Source organism: Pseudomonas morbosilactucae (genome assembly GCF_023241665.1).
In the GTDB taxonomy this organism is placed as follows: Bacteria; Pseudomonadota; Gammaproteobacteria; order Pseudomonadales; family Pseudomonadaceae; genus Aquipseudomonas; species Aquipseudomonas morbosilactucae.
In genome coordinates, this window is sequence record NZ_JALQCX010000034.1 from 1 (window position 1) to 16,209 (window position 16,209).

Here is a 16,209-nt window from a genome sequence, read left to right on the forward strand (position 1 = left end):
AAAAAGGGGACAGCCTGATGAGCCCAGCCGAATTACACGCCGACAGCATCGTTATCGACGGGCTGATCATTGCCAAGTGGAACCGCGAGCTGTTCGAGGACATGCGCAAGGGCGGCCTGACCGCGGCCAACTGCACCGTGTCGGTGTGGGAAGGCTTCCAGGCCACCATCAACAACATCGTCGCCAGCCAGAAACTGATTCGCGACAACAGCGACCTGGTGATCCCGGTGAAAACCACCGCCGACATCCGCCGGGCCAAGGAGCAGGGCAAGACCGGGATCATCTTCGGCTTCCAGAACGCCCATGCCTTTGAAGACCAATTGGGCTACGTGGAGATCTTCAAGCAGCTCGGCGTGGGCGTGGTACAGATGTGCTACAACACCCAGAACCTGGTGGGTACCGGCTGCTACGAGCGTGATGGCGGCCTCTCGGGTTTCGGTCGTGAAGTGGTCGCGGAAATGAACCGTGCCGGCATCATGTGCGACCTGTCCCACGTCGGTTCCAAGACCTCCGAGGAAGTCATCCTCGAGTCCAAGAAACCCGTCTGCTACTCCCACTGCCTGCCGTCGGGGCTCAAGGAGCACCCGCGCAACAAGTCCGATGCGGAGCTGAAGTTCATTGCCGATCACGGCGGTTTCGTCGGCGTGACCATGTTCGCTCCGTTCCTGGCTAAAGGCATCGACTCAACCATCGACGACTACGCCGAAGCCATCGAATACACCATGAACATCGTCGGTGAAGACGCCATCGGTATCGGCACCGACTTCACCCAGGGCCATGGCCAGGATTTCTTCGAAATGCTGACCCACGACAAGGGCTACGCCCGGCGCCTGACCAACTTCGGCAAGATCATCAACCCCCTGGGCATCCGCACCGTGGGCGAGTTCCCCAACCTTACCGAGACCCTGCTCAAGCGCGGCCATAGCGAGCGCGTGGTGCGCAAGATCATGGGCGAGAACTGGGTCAACGTCCTCAAGGACGTCTGGGGCGAGTAAGCCACCGCTGACACTTCTTTTCCCCGGCCATCCGCGCCGGGGCATCAAAACGAATTTTCTGGAGTTAAGTTTCCATGGCCAAGATCGCCCCGCAATTGCCAATCGAAGTCGACAGCGAAACCGGTGTCTGGACCTCCGACGCCCTACCGATGCTCTACGTGCCACGGCATTTCTTCGTCAACAACCACATGGGCATCGAGGAAGTGCTGGGCGCTGAAGCCTACGCTGAAATCCTCTACAAGGCCGGCTACAAGTCCGCCTGGCACTGGTGCGAAAAAGAAGCCGAATGCCATGGCCTGGAAGGCGTGGCGGTGTTCGAGCACTACATGAAGCGCCTGTCGCAACGCGGTTGGGGCCTGTTCAAGATCCAGGACATCGACCTGGACCAAGGCACCGCCAGCGTCAAGCTTGAGCACTCGGCGTTCGTCTACGTCTACGGCAAAGTCGGGCGCAAGGTGGACTACATGTTCACCGGCTGGTTCGCCGGCGCCATGGACCAGATTCTCCAAGCCCGCGGCAGCTCGATCCGCACAGTGGCAGAGCAGGTTTACGGTGGTTCCGAAGAAGGCCACGACGATGGCCTGTTCGTCGTCAAACCGTTGTAAGCGGAGTTAAAGAAAATGGCTTTCGAAGCGATGTTCCAGCCGATCCAGATCGGCAAACTGACCATCCGTAACCGTGTGCTCAGTACTGCCCACGCCGAGGTCTATGCGACTGACGGCGGCATGACCACCGAGCGCTACGTGAAGTACTACGAGGAAAAAGCCAAGGGCGGCATCGGCCTGGCAATTTGCGGCGGGTCTTCGGTGGTCGCCATCGACAGCCCCCAGGAATGGTGGAGCTCGGTGAACCTGTCCACCGACCGCATCATTCCGCACTTCCAGAACCTGGCTGACGCCATGCACAAGCATGGCGCCAAGATCATGATCCAGATTACCCACATGGGCCGTCGCTCGCGCTGGGACGGCTTCAACTGGCCGACCCTGATGTCGCCGTCCGGCGTGCGTGAGCCGGTGCACCGCGCCACGTGCAAGACCATCGAGCCGGAAGAGATCTGGCGGGTGATCGGCAACTACGCCCAGGCCGCGCGCCGGGCCAAGGACGGGGGCCTGGACGGTGTGGAACTGTCCGCCGTGCACCAGCACATGATCGACCAGTTCTGGAGCCCGCGGGTCAACAAGCGGACCGACGAATGGGGGGGCACCTTCGAGAAACGCATGCGTTTCGGCCTGGAAGTGCTCAAGGCGGTGCGCGCCGAAGTCGGTGACGATTTCTGCGTCGGCATGCGCATCTGTGGTGACGAATTTCACCCGGACGGCCTGTCCCACGAGGACATGAAACAGATCGCCAAGTACTACGACGACACCGGCATGCTGGACTTCCTCGGTGTGGTCGGCTCGGGGTGCGACACCCACAACACCCTGGCCAACGTGATTCCCAACATGAGCTACCCGCCGGAGCCGTTCCTGCACCTGGCGGCCGGCATCAAGGAAGTGGTCAAGGTTCCGGTGCTGCACGCCCAGAACATCAAGGACCCGAACCAGGCCACGCGTATTCTGGAAGGCGGTTATGTCGACATGGTGGGCATGACCCGTGCCCACATGGCCGACCCGCACCTGATTGCCAAGATCAAGATGGGCCAGATCGACCAGATCAAACAGTGCGTCGGTGCCAACTACTGCATCGACCGCCAGTACCAGGGCCTGGACGTACTCTGCATCCAGAACGCCGCCACTTCCCGTGAATACCTGGGGGTGCCGCACATCATCGAAAAGACCACCGGCATCAAGCGCAAAGTGGTGGTGGTCGGCGCCGGCCCTGCTGGTATGGAAGCCGCCCGCGTGGCGGCCGAGCGCGGCCATGACGTGACCTTGTTCGAGAAAAAAGAGGCCATTGGCGGGCAGATCACCACCGCCTCCAAAGCCCCGCAACGGGACCAGATTGCCGGCATCACTCGCTGGTACCAATTGGAGTTGGCGCGGCTGAAAGTCGACCTGCGCCTGGGCACCGCCGCGGACACCGCGACCATCCTCGACCTGCGCCCCGATGTGGTGGTGCTGGCTGTGGGCGGCCATCCCTTCATCGAGCAGAACGAACACTGGGGCGCCGCCGAAGGTTTGGTGGTCAGCAGTTGGGACATCCTCGACGGCAAGGTGGCGCCGGGCAAGAACGTGCTGGTCTACGACACCATCTGTGAGTTCACCGGCATGTCGGTCACCGATTTCATCGCCGACAAAGGCTCGCAAGTGGAGATCGTCACCGACGACATCAAGCCGGGCATCGCCGTGGGCGGCACCTCGTTCCCGACCTACTACCGCAGCCTGTACCCCAAGGAAGTGATCATGACCGGGGACCTGACCCTGGAGAAGGTCTACCGCGAAGGCGACAAACTGGTGGCGGTGCTGGAGAACGAATACACCGGCGCCCGCGAGGAGCGGGTGGTGGACCAGGTGGTGGTGGAGAACGGCGTGCGTCCCGACGAAGCCCTGTATTACGGGCTCAAGGAAGGTTCGCGCAACAAGGGCCAGATGGACGTCGAGGCGCTGTTCGCGATCAAACCGCAACCGTGCCTGAGCGAGGCGGGCGAGGGTTACCTGCTGTTCCGCATCGGTGACTGTGTGTCCCAGCGCAATACGCATGCCGCTATCTATGACGCACTGCGCCTGTGCAAGGATTTCTAAGCCACTTCCTGTAGGAGCCGGCTTGCCGGCGATCGGCACTGGCGGGATACCGCGTCCTGCCTGATCGCTGGCAAGCCAGCTCCTACAAGGCCCCAGGTCTTTGGGAGCTCCACCATGTTGAACACCCTTCTTCCCCTCCTATTGTTCGCCGCCCTGGGCCTTGCGGTCCTTGGCGCGCTGCGCCGTGTGGCCATGTGGCGCCGCGGTCGGGCGTCCAAGGTCGACCTGATTGGCGGCCTGCTGGCCATGCCCAAGCGCTACATGGTGGATCTGCACCATGTGGTGGCCCGGGACAAATACATCGCCAATACCCACGTGGCCACGGCGGGCGGCTTTGTCCTGGCTGCCGTACTGGCGATCCTGGTGCACGGTTTCGGCCTGCATAACCGCATCCTCGGCTACGCCTTGCTGCTGGCCACCACGCTGATGTTTGTCGGCGCGCTGTTTGTCGCCAAGCGCCGGCGCAACCCACCGGCACGCCTGTCCAAGGGGCCGTGGATGCGCTTGCCGAAAAGCCTGTTGGCGTTCTCGGTGAGCTTCTTCCTCGTGACCTTGCCGGTGGCGGGCATTCTGCCGGCGGATTTCGGCGGTTGGCTGTTGGCCGCAATCCTCGCGCTTGGCGTGCTTTGGGGCGTGTCGGAGATGTTTTTCGGCATGACCTGGGGCGGGCCCATGAAGCACGCCTTCGCCGGCGCCCTGCACCTGGCCTGGCACCGACGTTCGGAGCGCTTTGGTGGCGGCCGTTCCACTGGCCTCAAGCCCCTGGACCTGGAAGACCCGTCTGCGCCCCTGGGGGTGGAAAAGCCCAAGGATTTCACCTGGAACCAACTGTTGGGTTTTGACGCCTGCGTGCAGTGCGGCAAGTGCGAAGCGGCGTGCCCGGCCTTTGCTGCCGGCCAGCCGTTGAACCCGAAAAAACTGATTCAGGACATGGTGGTCGGCCTGGCTGGCGGCACCGACGCGCAGTTCGCCGGCAGCCCTTACCCTGGCAAAGCCATTGGCGAACATGGCGGTCATCCGCACCAGCCCATCGTCAACGGCCTGGTGGACGCCGAGACCCTGTGGTCGTGCACCACGTGCCGGGCCTGCGTCGAGGAGTGCCCGATGATGATCGAGCACGTCGATGCCATCGTTGATATGCGCCGCCACCTGACCCTGGAAAAAGGCGCCACGCCGAACAAGGGCGCCGAAGTCCTGGAAAACCTGATTGCCACCGACAACCCCGGCGGTTTCAACCCGGGTGGTCGGATGAACTGGGCAGCGGACCTGAACCTGTCCCTGCTCAGCGACAAGAAAACCACCGACGTGCTGTTCTGGGTCGGCGACGGTGCCTTCGACATGCGCAACCAGCGCACCCTGCGGGCCTTCGTCAAAGTGCTCAAGGCCGCCAAGGTGGACTTCGCCGTGCTCGGCCTGGAAGAACGCGACAGCGGTGATGTGGCCCGACGCCTGGGGGACGAAGCGACCTTCCAGTTGTTGGCCAAGCGCAATATCCAGACCCTGGCCAAGTACAGCTTCAAGCGCATCGTCACCTGCGACCCCCATAGCTTCCACGTGCTGAAAAACGAATACGGCGCCTTCGACGGCAACTACCAGGTGCAGCACCACAGCACCTACATGGCCGAGCTGATTGGTGCCGGAGCCCTTAATCTGGGCCAGCACAAGGGCAGCAGCGTGACGTATCACGACCCCTGCTACCTGGGCCGTTACAACGGTGAGTACGAAGCGCCGCGCGACGTGCTGCGGGCCCTGGGTATCGAGGTCAAGGAGATGCAGCGCTCGGGGTTCCGTTCCCGTTGCTGCGGCGGTGGCGGCGGCGCGCCGATCACCGACATCCCGGGCAAGCAGCGAATCCCGGACATGCGCATGGACGACATCCGCGAAACCGGCGCAGAACTGGTGGCCGTGGGTTGTCCACAGTGCACGGCGATGCTTGAAGGGGTGGTCGAGCCTCGGCCCCTGATCAAGGACATCGCCGAACTGGTGGCCGATGCCCTGCTTGAAGACGCCGCGCCGAGCAAAGTGCCGGCCTCGGTGAAGCCAGAACCTGCGGAGGTGCACTGATGAGCGACATTATCCGCCGCGATCCCCGGGCCGAATGGATTGCCCGTAACCGTCTGCACCCGTTGCACGCGGCCATGCAGGCTGTGGAGCACAGCTGGATGGGGCCCAACGGGCTGATCCGCAAGAACCCCCACGGCATCGGGTTTATCGGCCCCAACGGCCTCAAGCGCATCGACCGCAGTGGCGCCCAGCAGGGCGGCACGACCAAGCGCACGGCGGCCGCGCAAGTACAGCTGCCATTGCACCAGGTGGCACAACCGGCGTTCTACATCAGCGTGGTGCCGGACATGGTCGGTGGCCGCCTGAGCAGCCACGACCGCGACTTGCTGGGCTTGGCCCATCAACTGGCGGGCCAGGACGGTGCGGTGCTGGCGGTGGTGTTTGGCGAACACAAAGAGTCGGCCTTTGAGACGGCCGGCGTCGATCGCCTACTGGTGCTGGACGGCAGCGAGTTCGACGGTTATGCACCGGAACAACGGGTGCAGGGCCTGCGGGCTGTGGATAACCAATTCAACCCCCGTCACTGGCTGCTGCCTGACAGCCGCTCCGGTGGCGGTGAGCTGGGCCGGCGTTTTGCCGCGGCCTTGGGCGAGCGCCCGGCGACCCGGGTCTGGCAGGTCAAGGACGGGCAGTGCATCGGCCGTGCCGGTGCCGGCCTGCAGGACCTGGCGCGGCCCGCTGCACGGCTGATCCTGGCAGCTGCGGAATGCGCGGAGCCGGTCAGCGAAACCCGCCACGAGGCCCTGCCGGTGGAGTTATCCACAAGCGTGGCCCGCAGCTTGGCGCGGATCGAGGATTTGGGCGCGGTGGCGGTGGACCCCGCGGCGATTCCCATGGCCGAGGCTGAGTTCATCTTCTCTGGCGGCAACGGGGTCAAGGACTGGCCTTTGTTTCACCAGGCCGCGGCCGCCCTGGGCGCCACCGAGGGGGCTTCACGGGTGGCGGTGGACGACGGTTTCATGGGCCGCGACCGGCAAGTGGGGGCCAGCGGGATCTGGGTCACCGCCCGGGTTTACGTGGCGGTGGGGATTTCCGGGGCGATCCAGCACCTGCAAGGCATTGGTGCCTGCGACAAGGTGGTGGCGATCAACCTCGACCCGGGTTGCGACATGATCAAACGCGCCGATCTTTCGGTGATTGGCGACAGCGCCGAGATTCTTCAAGCCTTGATCGCGGCGGTAGCGGCTTACCGCAACGGCGCCAAGCGCGACGCGGCTTAAGGGGACAGTGATGAACAGCAATGTGATCAGCCTGGTATCGATTGGTGCCCACCCTACGTCCGGCCGTCCACGGCGTGCCGAGCAGGATGCGCGGGCCGTGGAACTGGGGCTGCAACTGGCTGGGGATAACCTCCAGGTGCTGCACGCCGGGGACGTGGCCGAGCCGGCGTTGCGGGCTTATCTGGGCATGGGCCTGGAGCAATTGCATGTGCTGGAACAGCCGGCGGGCGCCGATGCGCTGCCGGCGTTGACCCAGTACCTGCGCGATGCCGGTGCCCAGGTGGTGCTGACTGGCAGCCAGGCGGAGACGGGGGAAGGCTCGGGCATGTTGCCGTTTCTGCTGGCCGAAGGCCTGGGCTGGCCGCTGGTGGTGGGCCTGGCTGAAGTGGAGTCCATCTCCGGCGGTGTGGCCCAGGTGCTGCAAGCCTTGCCTCGTGGCCAGCGGCGTCGACTCAAGGTGCGTCTGCCATTCCTCGCCACTGTGGATAACGCTGCGCCCAAGCCGCGCCAGAGCGCCTACGGCCCGGCGCGTCGGGGGTTGCTGCAGGCAGATCAGGTGATGGTGGTGGAGGATGAGTTACTCACAGCCTCCAGCCTGCAACCGGCCAAGCCTCGCCCTAAACGCCTGAAAGTGATCAAGGCCAAGAGCGGCGCCGACCGCATGAAAGCCGCCACTGCCAAAGCCAGCGGCGGCACCGGCCAAGTGCTCAAAGACCTCACCTCGGAAGCGGGCGCCGAAGCGATCCTCAAGTTGTTGATCGAAGAAGGCGTCGTCCGCTGACTCCGTAGGTGCCGGCTTAGGGGTTTAGCGCATGTCTCGGGTATCGCTGATCGCTGGCAAGCCAGCTCCTACAGAGCCCTCGCAAACTGCGCGAATAATGTAGGAGCCGGCTTGCCGGCGATGGCGGCCTCGGGTTTAGCGCATGTCTTGGGCATTGCTGATCGCTGGCAAGCCAGCTCCTACAGAACCCTCGCAGCCCGCGCGAATATTGTAGGAGCCGGCTTGCCGGCGATGGCGGTCTCAGGGTTACTCACAATCCCTGTGTGCGTCTCTGTGGATAAGATGTACGCACCTTGCTCCAGCCCTTGTGAATCAAGCGCTTCAACCGCATGTACAAAATTTGACCAGGCTAAGTTGGCGTTTTTTGTGGCTTTTTTCCAAGCCCGAGATATCCCGGAGAGAACTTTTGCACAGGAGTTGCCCCCAAAGTCTGTTGGCGCTTCTGTGGATAAGATGTTCGCTGCCGGCTGTAAGCCTTGTAAATAAAGGCTTGCAGAGTATTGGTCAATAAATAGCCAAAACCTTCTGTTTATCCCTATCAGGCCTCGCCAAGTGCCGTGGTACGCGGCTTTTCAGGGTTTTCCACAGCGGTGGGTGCTTATCCACCGAGTTGCCCCCAAAGTCTGTTGGCCGTTCTGTGGATAAGGTGTTCGCCTTCAGCTGGGGCCCTTTAAAACCGTGACTTTCAGTGGGTTGATCAAAAATCAGCCAAAGCCCATCCAAAACCCTGTTTCCCCATAAGTCACGGATTTTATTACCCTTCTCGAAAGAAATATCCCCAGCACTCGTGCAGTTGCCCACAATGGCTGTGGGTCAAGCTGTGGATAAGATGTTTGCGGAAGGCTGCATGCCGCGTCCGCTATAGGCTGTTCAGCCATCGATCAAATTTCATACACATTCATCGACTGTCGACCGTCCACACGCAAAAAGGCCCGGTGCATGCCCGGGCCTTTAGGGTTCAGCGTGTCGCTTGAGGTGTGCTGCCCCTCGTGGCGCTTATCCGTTTACCGGCACGCCTTTGAGGTATGGCGCTGGTTCGGCCCCCAGGTTGCTCAGCATGCGCTCGCTGTACCAGTCGATGAAGTTGACCACGCCGAACTCATAGGTCTTCGAGTAGGGGCCTGGCTGGTAGGCGGTGGAGTTGATGCCGCGCTGGTTCTCTTCGGCCAAGCGCCGGTCCTGGTCGTTGGTGGCGTCCCAGACCTGGCGCATGCGCTCCACGTCATAGTCCACGCCTTCCACGGCATCCTTGTGCACCAGCCATTTGGTGGTGACGATGGTTTCCTGGGCGCTGATTGGCCACACAGTGAACACGATGATGTGGTCGCCCATGCAGTGGTTCCAGGAGTGTGGCAGGTGCAGGATGCGCATCGAGCCCAGGTCCGGGTTTTTGATCCGGCCCATCAGCTTGGTGCAGCCCGGCTTGCCGTCCATGGTCATGGACACGGTGCCCTTGAGCAGCGGCATGCGCACGATACGGTTGCGCAGGCCGAAGCTGGCGTGGGCGTAAGGGATCTTCTCGGCGTCCCAGGCGGCGGCAGAGGCGGCCACGTGGTCCTTGAAGGCCTGGTCGGCGCGGGGGTCGGTGACGTCGTCCCACTCCAGCAGGGTTTTCAACAGTTCCGGGTGGGAGCCGCCGCAGTGGTAGCACTCGCGGTTGTTCTCCAGCACCAGTTTCCAGTTGGCCTTTTCGCGCAAGGTGGTTTGCACCGCCACCTTGGTGTTCTCCATGTCGTACGGCTCCATGTAATGGGCCAGCGTGGAGAGAAAGTCGTCGATGGCCGGTGGGTTCTCGGCCAGCGAAATGAAGATGTAGCCGCCGGCGGTCTTCACGTTGACCGGCTTGAGGCCGTACTGCTTCATGTCGAAGTCGGCGCCCATCTCGGTGCCGGCGAACAGCAGGCGTCCGTCCAGTTCGTAGGTCCACTGGTGGTAGTGGCAGACCAGTTTGGCCACCTTGCCCTTGTCGCTGGTGCACAGCCGCGAACCGCGGTGGCGGCAGACGTTGTGGAAGGCGTGGACCACGCCGTCGGCGCCGCGAATGACGATGATCGGGTTCTTGCCGATCTGCAGGGTGATGTAGTTGCCCTTGGCGGGGATCTCGCAGGTCATGCCGGCGATCAACCATTCCTTGTGGAAAATCTCCTGCATGTCGATGTCGAACAGCCTTTCATCGCAGTAGAACGGCTGCGGCAGGGAGAAGGTCCGCTCGCGCTCCTGCAGCATTTGTGCAGTGGCCTTGCGTGCGGGTTCCAGCGGATCGCCCAAGCTCAGGGTTGCGGTGACGTCCATCGTTCAAGTCCTCATGGCCGTTCGGTGCGGCCGGCGATATAGAGAGTGGCTACGGTTGGTGCTACGCAAGTCACAAAAAATCGGCTGTTGTCGTTGAGGCGAGTGTGGGTCCGCCAGCGGCTTGAACCTTATCCATGGGCGACATGCCCCAATCTGTTCCCGACGCGCAAGGCCCGGTCCCTGGGGGCTGGTCGCGATAAGCATGTGAATGTCGCAGATAGGTAAATGGGCGCCAGGCGCCTTACGCAGAATCGCTGACATGAAGCCGACCGTCGGCCGTGGAGAACAGCATGTCCAACACCTTCCTCAACCCGGTAACCACCCAGACCTGGGCCAATGGCCGTCACATCGTCCGTTGCGTCAAAGTCATCCAGGAAACCTGGGACGTGCGGACCTTCTGCTTCATGGCCGACCAGCCGATCATGTTCTTCTTCAAACCGGGGCAGTTCGTCACCCTGGAGCTGGAAATCGAAGGCCAGCCGGTGATGCGTTCTTACACCATCTCCAGCTCGCCGTCAGTGCCCTACAGCTTCTCGGTGACCATCAAGCGTGTACCCGGGGGCAAGGTCTCCAACTGGCTCCACGACACCTTGCATGAAGGCCAGGAGCTGGCGGTGCACGGGCCGGTGGGGCTGTTCAACGCCATCGACTTCCCCAGCCCGAAGGTGCTCTACCTCAGCGGCGGGGTCGGCATCACCCCGGTGATGTCCATGGCGCGCTGGTTCTACGACACCAACGCCAACGTCGACATGGTGTTTATCCACAGCGCCCGCTCACCGAAAGACATCATTTATCACCGCGAGCTGGAGCACATGGCGTCGCGGATCGATAACTTCAGCCTGCACCTGATCTGCGAAAAACACGGCCTGGGCGAGCCCTGGGCGGGGTATCGCGGTTATCTGAACCACAAGATGCTGGAGCTGATGGCCCCGGACTTCCTGGAACGGGAAGTCTTCTGCTGCGGGCCGACCCCGTACATGAACGCGGTCAAACGCCTGCTGGAAGCTGCTGGCTTCGACATGGCGCGCTACCACGAAGAATCCTTTGGCGCGACGCCACCCGAAGCCCGGGCCGATGCGGTGGAACATGCCGAACAAGCCGCCGAAGCGCCGGAAGTCGATGTGGCCGATCTGCATCAGGTGGAATTCACCGCGTCCGGCAAGAGCATCCGCGTGGTTCCAGGGGAAACCGTCCACGCCGCGGCGGCCAAGCTTGGCCTGATGATCCCCAAGGCCTGCGGCATGGGCATCTGCGGCACCTGCAAAGTGCTCAAGCTGGGCGGCGAAGTGGAGATGGAGCACAACGGCGGGATCACCGAAGACGACGAAGCCGAAGGCTACATCCTGTCCTGCTGCAGCGTGCCCAAGGGCGACGTACGCATCGAATATTGATCAGCGACAGCACCTGCGGGCCGGACGCAGAGCGTCCGGGGCGGCATTCCCACGCGGAGCGTGGGAACGAGCAGTGCAGGTGACGGTGGTCAGGCGCTCATCACGGTGCGGATGTCCGCGGCCAGTTCGCGTACACGTTCTTCCTTGGTGTCCCAGGAGCACATGAAGCGGGCGCCGCCTTTGCCGATGAAGGTGTAGAAGCGCCAGCCCCTGGCGGTCAGGGCGGCGATCGCCGGTTCCGAGAGTTGCAGGAACACGCCGTTGGCCTGCACCGGGAACATCAGTTCGACGCCGGGAATGTCTTCCACCAATTTGGCCAGTAATTGGGCGCAGTGGTTGGCGTGGCGGGCGTATTTGAGCCAGGCGCTGTTTTCCAGGATGCCGACCCAGGGGGCCGACAGAAAGCGCATTTTCGAGGCCAATTGGCCGGCCTGCTTGCAGCGGTAGTCGAAGTCTTCGGCCAATTTGTGGTTGAAGAACAGGATCGCCTCGCCCACCGCCATGCCGTTTTTCGTCCCGCCAAAGCACAGCACATCGACGCCGGCTTTCCAGGTCAGGTCGGCTGGCGAGCAGCCGAGAAAGGCGCAGGCGTTGGAGAACCGCGCGCCGTCCATGTGCAGGTTGAGGCCCAGTTCCTTGCAAGTGGCGCTGATGGCGCGGACTTCTTCAGGGGTGTAGACGCTGCCGACTTCGGTGGCCTGGGTCAGGGTGACGACTCGCGGCTTGGGGTAGTGGATGTCCTGGCGCTTGAGGGCGATCTCGCGGATCGATTCCGGCGTCAGCTTGCCGTTCTGGGTGCCGGCGACCAGCAGCTTGGAGCCGTTGGAGAAAAACTCCGGGGCGCCGCATTCGTCGGTTTCGACGTGGGCGGTTTCCGAGCAGATCACGCTGTGGTAACTCTGGCACAGCGACGACAGGGCCAATGAGTTGGCGGCGGTGCCGTTGAAAGCGAAAAACACCTCGCAGTCGGTTTCGAACAACTTGCGGAAATGATCGGCGGCGCGTGCGGTCCATTGGTCGTCGCCGTAGGCGCGCTCGTGACCCTGATTGGCCTGTTCCATCGCCGCCCAGGCTTCAGGGCAGATGCCGGAATAATTGTCGCTGGCGAATTGTTGGCTGTTGTCGGTCATGGCCGGCTCCGTGGTCGATGATGGTGCGCACTTTACCCAAGATTGATCAGGGAGCACACGTTCTGTTTATGCCGCAAAAATGCAGGCCCCATGGGGATTTATGCGTGCCCTGGCGCGCAGGCAGCCGCGACGGCGCACTGGACGCATTGAAGTGGCTGGCGTTGCTGAGCATGGTCCTCGATCACCTGCGTTATGTGGGGTTGAGCCTGGACTGGCTGTATGTACCGGGGCGCCTGGCGTTTCCCTGGTTCTGCCTGGCCATGGCGCTCAACCTGGCGCGCCATGGCGCCCTCAAGCACAACCCACTCAAGCACGGCCCACTCAAATACGACACAGGCGGGCCATGGCGCTACTTGGGCTGGCTGCTGTTGTTCAGCGGCCTGAGCGAGATTCCCTACCGGCTGTTCATGACCGATGCCGAGACCCTCAATGTGCTGCCGACCCTCGCCCTGGGTTTGCTGGTGGCGCGGGGCTGGCAGCAGTCGGCACTCCAGGCCCGATGCCTGGGGGGCCTGGCCTTGCTGCTGGCGGCGGTGTTTTCCGATCACCTGATGTTCGGTGTGTTCGGGGTCTTGCTGCCCTTGGCGCTGCTGTGGGCGGTGCAGCGTCCCTGGTATTTCAGCCTGCTGCCGGGGCTGGTGTGCCTGGCCGCCAATCAATGGCAAACCTTGTTCCCGGCGGCGCGTCTGGGCAATCAGGTGGCGACTTTCGGTATTGCCGTTTGTCTGTTGGCGCCACTGCTGGGGCTGTGGCTGCTGCGGGCCTTGCGCGGTTGTTCGGTGCTGGCAATGCGACGCTGGGCCTATGGGCTGTATCCGCTGCATTTCCTCTGTTTGCTGGCGTTGCGTGGCGTTTTGAACTGATTGCGTACCGGTTGGAGGGGCCTTTTCTGGCAAGCCAGCTCCGATAGGACGGTGGGAGGGGCTGGGCTAGAGCGGTTTCCGGGCGGCGGGTCGGTGCATTTATCCGGGGCCGTCAGGGCATGTCGTAAACGCACCTTTGCGTGGCGTCCATAGGCATTTGAGTTCGTCGTCCCGGTCATACCATCGCATCCAAAGGGCGCAGCTGTAAGGCTGGCCTCACCGAGACGAAAGGCGCACTGCCGCCGCTGGGAGAGACGCGATGTTCAGCAAGCAAGACCAGATCCAGGGTTATGACGATGCACTGCTGGCGGCGATGAATGCCGAGGAGCAACGTCAGGAAGATCACATCGAGCTGATCGCGTCGGAAAACTACACCAGCAAGCGCGTCATGCAGGCCCAGGGCAGCGGTCTGACCAACAAATACGCCGAAGGCTACCCGGGCAAGCGCTACTACGGTGGCTGCGAGCACGTGGACAAGGTCGAGGCCCTGGCCATCGAACGCGCCAAGCAGCTGTTCGGTGCCGACTACGCCAACGTCCAGCCGCACTCCGGCAGCCAGGCCAACGCAGCGGTGTTCCTCGCCTTGCTGCAAGCCGGCGACACCGTGCTGGGCATGAGCCTGGCCCACGGCGGCCACCTGACCCACGGGGCCAAGGTCAGCTTCTCCGGCAAGCTCTACAACGCGGTGCAGTACGGTATCGACACCGACACCGGGCTGATCGACTACGACGAAGTCGAGCGCCTGGCCGTCGAGCATCAGCCAAAAATGATCATTGCCGGCTTTTCCGCTTATTCGAAAACCCTGGATTTCCCGCGGTTCCGCCAGATCGCCGACAAAGTGGGCGCCTACCTGTTTGTCGACATGGCCCACGTCGCCGGCCTGGTCGCCGCCGGCCTGTACCCGAACCCGCTGCCTTACGCCGACGTGGTCACCACCACCACCCACAAGACCCTGCGCGGTCCGCGCGGCGGCTTGATCCTGGCGAAGGCCAACGAAGAGCTGGAAAAGAAATTCAATGCCGCGGTATTCCCCGGTGGCCAGGGCGGCCCGTTGATGCACGTGATTGCCGGCAAGGCCGTGTGCTTCAAGGAAGCGCTGGAGCCCGGCTTCAAGGCGTACCAGCAACAAGTGATCGATAACGCCCAGGCCATGGCCGGCGTGTTTATCAAACGTGGCTACGATGTAGTGTCCGGCGGCACCGACAACCACCTGTTCCTGGTCAGCCTGATTCGCCAAGGCCTGACCGGCAAGGAAGCCGATGCCGCCCTGGGCCGCGCCCACATCACCGTGAACAAGAACGCCGTGCCCAACGACCCGCAGTCGCCGTTTGTCACTTCCGGCCTGCGCATCGGCACCCCGGCAGTCACCACCCGCGGTTTCAAGGTCACCCAGTGCACCGAGCTGGCCGGCTGGATCTGCGACATCCTCGACCACCTCGGCGATGCCGATGTCGAGGCCAATGTCGCTCGGCAAGTAGCCGCCCTGTGCGCTGATTTCCCGGTTTACCGCTGAGAGCCGTTTTGGAGTAATGACTATGCAACGCTACTCAGGCTTCGGCCTCTTCAAGCACTCCCTCAGCCACCATGAAAACTGGCAGCGCATGTGGCGCACGCCGACCCCGAAAAAAGTCTACGACGTGGTCATCGTCGGCGGCGGCGGGCACGGCCTGGCCACGGCCTACTACCTGGCCAAGGAGCACGGCATCACCAACGTCGCCGTGGTCGAGAAGGGCTGGTTGGGCGGCGGCAACACCGCGCGCAACACCACCATCGTGCGTTCCAACTACCTGTGGGACGAGTCGGCGCACCTCTACGAACACGCGATGAAGCTCTGGGAAGGTCTGTCCCAGGACCTGAACTACAACGTCATGTTCTCCCAGCGCGGCGTCTACAACCTGTGCCACACCCTGCAGGACATTCGTGATTCCGAGCGTCGGGTCAGCGCCAACCGCCTCAACGGCGTCGACGGCGAACTGCTCAACGCCAAGCAAGTGGCGGACGAAATCCCCTACCTGGATTGCTCGAAGAACACCCGTTACCCGGTGCTCGGCGCTACCGTGCAACGTCGCGGTGGCGTGGCCCGTCACGATGCCGTGGCTTGGGGCTTTGCTCGTGCGGCCGATGCCCTGGGCGTGGACCTGATCCAGCAAACCGAAGTCATCGGCTTTCGCAAGGAAAACGGCGTGTGCATCGGCGTTGAAACCAACAAGGGTTTTATCGGCGCCAAGCGCGTCGGCGTGGTCACCGCCGGTAATTCCGGGCACATGGCCAAGCTCGCGGGCTTCCGCCTGCCGATCGAGTCGCACCCGTTGCAGGCCCTGGTGTCGGAGCCGATCAAGCCGATTATCGACAGCGTGATCATGTCCAACGCCGTGCACGGCTACATCAGCCAGTCCGACAAGGGCGACCTGGTGATCGGCGCCGGTATCGACGGCTGGGTTGGCTACGGCCAGCGCGGTTCGTACCCGGTGATCGAGCACACCATCCAGGCCATCGTCGAGATGTTCCCGGTCTTGTCCCGGGTGCGCATGAACCGCCAGTGGGGCGGCATCGTCGACACCACCCCGGACGCCTGCCCGATCATCTCCAAGACGCCGGTGCCGAACATGTTCTTCAACTGCGGTTGGGGCACTGGCGGCTTCAAGGCCACCCCGGGCTCGGGCAACGTATTCGCTGCGAGCCTGGCCAAGGGCGAAATGCACCCGCTGGCCGCTCCTTTCTCCATCGACCGTTTCCACAACGGTGCGTTGATCGATGAACACGGCGCTGCTGCGGTCGCCCACTAAAAGGAC

General features: G+C 62.8%; 12 protein-coding genes. 10 read left to right on the forward strand and 2 right to left on the reverse strand.

Annotated features, from left to right (window positions below; translation table 11 throughout):
* Positions 1-17 precede the first annotated feature (17 nt).
* The 6 genes from M1B35_RS18735 (at position 18) to etfB (ending at position 7,741) form a co-directional block, all read left to right on the forward strand.
* Positions 18-995 (forward strand): dipeptidase, encoded by a 978-nt coding sequence (locus tag M1B35_RS18735; protein WP_123327546.1) that lies wholly within the window; start codon positions 18-20, stop codon positions 993-995.
* Positions 996-1,069: 74 nt separating this feature from the next.
* Positions 1,070-1,600: a 4-vinyl reductase gene (locus M1B35_RS18740; RefSeq protein WP_123327545.1), complete on the forward strand. Its 531-nt coding sequence runs from the start codon at positions 1,070-1,072 to the stop codon at positions 1,598-1,600.
* Between the two features lie 15 nt (positions 1,601-1,615).
* The gene (dgcA, locus tag M1B35_RS18745; RefSeq protein WP_123327544.1) at positions 1,616-3,676 is read left to right on the forward strand and encodes a dimethylglycine demethylation protein DgcA; all 2,061 of its coding nucleotides are present in this window, start codon (positions 1,616-1,618) and stop codon (positions 3,674-3,676) included.
* A 114-nt stretch (positions 3,677-3,790) separates the two neighbouring features.
* A complete protein-coding gene (gene dgcB, locus M1B35_RS18750) occupies positions 3,791-5,740 on the forward strand; it encodes a dimethylglycine demethylation protein DgcB (protein WP_268262744.1) in 1,950 nt (649 codons plus the stop codon).
* Positions 5,740-6,960 (forward strand): electron transfer flavoprotein subunit alpha, encoded by a 1,221-nt coding sequence (gene etfA / locus M1B35_RS18755; RefSeq protein WP_123327542.1) that lies wholly within the window; start codon positions 5,740-5,742, stop codon positions 6,958-6,960. Before dgcB ends, etfA begins: the two co-directional genes overlap by 1 nt.
* 10 nt (positions 6,961-6,970) lie before the next feature.
* Entirely contained in the window at positions 6,971-7,741 is a 771-nt protein-coding gene (gene etfB / locus M1B35_RS18760; RefSeq protein WP_279653845.1) for an electron transfer flavoprotein subunit beta, read from the forward strand.
* 996 nt (positions 7,742-8,737) lie between these two features.
* On the opposite strand, the gene gbcA is transcribed toward etfB, so the two are convergent.
* Entirely contained in the window at positions 8,738-10,033 is a 1,296-nt protein-coding gene (gene gbcA, locus M1B35_RS18765) for a glycine-betaine demethylase subunit GbcA (RefSeq protein WP_268262746.1), read from the reverse strand.
* A 290-nt stretch (positions 10,034-10,323) separates the two neighbouring features.
* Between gbcA and gbcB the strand changes: the two genes are divergently transcribed.
* Positions 10,324-11,424, forward strand: coding sequence for a glycine-betaine demethylase subunit GbcB (gene gbcB / locus M1B35_RS18770; protein WP_123327538.1), 1,101 nt, complete (start codon positions 10,324-10,326; stop codon positions 11,422-11,424).
* A gap of 89 nt (positions 11,425-11,513) precedes the next feature.
* Here gbcB and M1B35_RS18775 read toward each other — a convergent pair whose 3' ends face one another.
* Positions 11,514-12,554, reverse strand: a complete 1,041-nt coding sequence (locus M1B35_RS18775; protein WP_123327537.1) for a threonine aldolase family protein — start codon at positions 12,552-12,554, stop codon at positions 11,514-11,516.
* Positions 12,555-12,724: 170 nt separating this feature from the next.
* Here M1B35_RS18775 and M1B35_RS18780 point away from each other — a divergent pair, with 170 nt between their 5' ends.
* The 3 genes from M1B35_RS18780 (at position 12,725) to M1B35_RS18790 (ending at position 16,203) form a co-directional block, all read left to right on the forward strand.
* Entirely contained in the window at positions 12,725-13,417 is a 693-nt protein-coding gene (locus M1B35_RS18780) for a TraX family protein (protein ID WP_425273427.1), read from the forward strand.
* Positions 13,418-13,676: 259 nt separating this feature from the next.
* Entirely contained in the window at positions 13,677-14,930 is a 1,254-nt protein-coding gene (glyA, locus tag M1B35_RS18785) for a serine hydroxymethyltransferase (RefSeq protein ID WP_123327535.1), read from the forward strand.
* Between the two features lie 22 nt (positions 14,931-14,952).
* The gene (locus M1B35_RS18790; protein ID WP_123327534.1) at positions 14,953-16,203 is read left to right on the forward strand and encodes a sarcosine oxidase subunit beta family protein; all 1,251 of its coding nucleotides are present in this window, start codon (positions 14,953-14,955) and stop codon (positions 16,201-16,203) included.
* Positions 16,204-16,209 lie beyond the last annotated feature (6 nt).